General features: G+C 49.8%; 1 rRNA gene. It reads right to left on the bottom strand.

The features are described from left to right. Positions 1 to 494: ribosomal RNA gene (locus SB816_RS29815) — 23S ribosomal RNA — on the bottom strand; the annotation flags it as partial.

The following is a 494-nucleotide window of genomic DNA, read 5'->3' as shown; positions in this document are numbered from 1 at the left end:
CGTCACACCCTATACGTCCACTTTCGTGTTTGCAGAGTGCTGTGTTTTTATTAAACAGTCGCAGCCACCAGTTTATTGCAACCCCTTCACCCTCCTGGCGCAGGCCAGTCAAGCTACAAGGGCGTACCTTATCCCGAAGTTACGGTACCAATTTGCCGAGTTCCTTCTCCCGAGTTCTCTCAAGCGCCTTAGTATTCTCTACCTGACCACCTGTGTCGGTTTGGGGTACGATTCGGTATAATCTGAAGCTTAGAGGCTTTTCCTGGAAGTATGGCATCAGCAACTTCACTACCGTAGTAGCTCGTCTCGTGTCTCAGGTTTAATGTTCGTCCGGATTTACCTAAACAAACGCCCTACTCACTTTCACATGGACAACCATCGCCATGCTTGCTTAGCCTTCTCCGTCCCCCCATCGCAATTATACCAAGTACGGAAATATTAATCCGTTTCCCATCGACTACGCCTTTCGGCCTCGCCTTAGGGGTCGACTTACC

Origin of the sequence: Achromobacter sp. SIMBA_011, assembly GCF_046535435.1 — a bacterium.
Taxonomy (GTDB): Bacteria; Pseudomonadota; Gammaproteobacteria; order Burkholderiales; family Burkholderiaceae_B; genus Achromobacter; species Achromobacter dolens.
Note: the sequence above shows the minus strand (reverse complement) of the source record. Positions and strands in the feature narration are given on the sequence as shown.